The sequence below is a fragment of the Saccharopolyspora sp. genome (assembly GCF_017434145.1).
In the GTDB taxonomy this organism is placed as follows: Bacteria; Actinomycetota; Actinomycetes; order Mycobacteriales; family Pseudonocardiaceae; genus Saccharopolyspora_C; species Saccharopolyspora_C galaxeae.
Genome location: NZ_JAFRFW010000241.1, coordinates 1 through 1,864, shown reverse-complemented (window position 1 = coordinate 1,864; position 1,864 = coordinate 1). Strand labels below are relative to the sequence as shown.

General features: G+C 65.7%; 4 protein-coding genes. 1 reads left to right on the top strand and 3 read right to left on the bottom strand.

What is annotated here, in order from left to right:
- Positions 1-66: 66 nt before the first annotated feature.
- Genes IJH84_RS06845 through IJH84_RS06835 form a run of 3 tightly spaced genes read right to left on the bottom strand, consistent with a single transcriptional unit; the run spans position 67 to position 1,273 of the window.
- The gene (locus IJH84_RS06845) at positions 67-252 is read right to left on the bottom strand and encodes a DUF397 domain-containing protein (protein WP_295141636.1); all 186 of its coding nucleotides are present in this window, start codon (positions 250-252) and stop codon (positions 67-69) included.
- Positions 253-257: 5 nt separating this feature from the next.
- Positions 258-440 (bottom strand): DUF397 domain-containing protein, encoded by a 183-nt coding sequence (locus IJH84_RS06840; RefSeq protein ID WP_295141634.1) that lies wholly within the window; start codon positions 438-440, stop codon positions 258-260.
- 5 nt (positions 441-445) lie between these two features.
- On the bottom strand, positions 446-1,273 hold the full coding sequence (locus IJH84_RS06835) for a helix-turn-helix transcriptional regulator (protein ID WP_295141631.1): 828 nt from the start codon (positions 1,271-1,273) through the stop codon (positions 446-448).
- 213 nt (positions 1,274-1,486) lie between these two features.
- On the opposite strand from IJH84_RS06835, the gene IJH84_RS06830 reads away from it, so the two are divergent.
- Positions 1,487-1,711: a zinc finger protein gene (locus IJH84_RS06830; RefSeq protein ID WP_295141628.1), complete on the top strand. Its 225-nt coding sequence runs from the start codon at positions 1,487-1,489 to the stop codon at positions 1,709-1,711.
- Positions 1,712-1,864: the final 153 nt, after the last annotated feature.

Here is a 1,864-nt window from a genome sequence, read left to right as displayed (position 1 = left end):
TCGTGCGCGTCTCCATTCCCTACGCGGACATGACCTCCGCGCACGGACTACCCGCAGGTGCCGCTGTTAATCCCCCTTGATCGAACGCAGGAACGACGCCCAGCGGGAGCGGTCGAACACGAGCGTGCCGCCGGAGCGGTCTTTGGTGTCGCGGACGCCGACCGCGGATGGCGTGCGTGCGACCTCGACGCACGCTGCGGCGTTCGAGGTGTAGCTCGACGTGTACCACTGGGCTTCTTCTAGCGGGGTCACAATCCTCACCTCTTGACGGAACGTAGGAAGGAAGCCCAATGACGGTGGTCGAAGGTCAAGGTGCCGCCGCTGCGATCCTTGGTGTCGCGGACGCCGACCGCTGCGGAGGTCAGCGCGACCTCGACGCAACCCTGCGAACTGGTCGAGTAGCTGGCCTTGCGCCAAGAAGCGTTCCGAAGCTCGTGCATGATCCTCATGTTATCGAGTTCAGGCACTCCTGAATGAGGCGTTCGGACTCCTGCCGATCGACGGCACGTTCGGCAGCCTCGCTGAAGGACAAGCAGTACTGGTGCACACGCGCTTCGCCGTCGATCAGGTTCAGCGAAGTGACCGTTTCCTGCCAAGCCAGTCGTCGGAGGCGCGCACTGGGGAAAGTGAGGAGATGGAACGTCGATCCGCCCATCGCACCGTAACTGTCAGCGGTGAACGGAATGATTCGGATCTCGACGGTCTCCGCGTGCGTGTGGATCAAGTCCAGCAGGTGCTTCAGTTGTCCCGCAAGGACTTCCGGCCCGCCGACCTGTTGCCTGATCGCCCCTTCGGCCATGACCACTGTGGCGCGCAAAGGTTCCGATCCGTGTAGGCGCCGCTGCCTCTGCATTCGTGCCTCGACCCGCCGGTTGACTTCCGAGCCGCGAAGGTTCGCCCGGTCACCGTTGTGCACGGCCCGCGCGTAATCCTCGGTTTGGAACAGCCCGGACACCGCGCCGCTTTCGTAGCTGCGGATCTCCTCGGCGCCGTGCTCGAAGCCGAAGAACCTCAGCAGTTCCGGCGCGAAAAGCCCGCTGTAGCGAGCCCACCAGCCGCGTCCGTCCGCCTCGCGGCGCAAGCCGATCAACTCGGCGGCCTCGTCCTCGCCCAGCAGATACGTCGCTGCGAGCTTCGCGAGCTTGTCCTCGGCGATCTTGCGGCGGCCGTGCTCGATGTTGCTCAAGTAGTTCTGCGTGACGCCGATCGACTCCGCAGCGTCGGTCCCGTTCATCTCGATCTCTTCGCGGGCTTCCTTGAGCCGGATGCCCAACTCCCACGCCGCCACCAGGGGCGATGCCGGTGCCATACCGCTCCCTTCCGAGCACTGCGCTGGCTGCCAAGGTTTAGCACACCCAGTAGAACACGTTCGAGTGATGCCATCAGAAATATTTCTAGGGTAAGTTCTGATCTTGGCGGCGGCCCCGGTCCTCCCCGACCCCTCCCCGTTGGGGCCGCCGCCTCCCTGGGTGGAAAGGAGCGGGACGTGGATCCGATCTCGAACGGTCCGGTGGCCTACTGGCGGCCGGTCGGCGGTGTGCGGCACGGGATGCTGACCTCCGAGCGGCCGTATCCGGGCGAGGAGCGCAAAGCGCTCTGCGGCGAAGCGCTGCTGATCACGAAACCGCGCGACGAGGACTGGCTCTCGCCGACCTGCGCGACGTGCTGGGCCGAGGCGAAAGCGTTGCGGGACAAGCGATCGCGGCGGTGAGCCGTCAGCTCTTGCCTTCGGTGCTCGCCCGCGGGACCAGCACCCGCGGCGGAAGTTCCAGGTCGTCGGCCGTGCCGGTCTCGATCAGCTCCAGCAGCAGGTGCACCGCTGCCTCCGCGTTCTGCTCGTCGTCCTGCGCGAGCGCGGTCACCT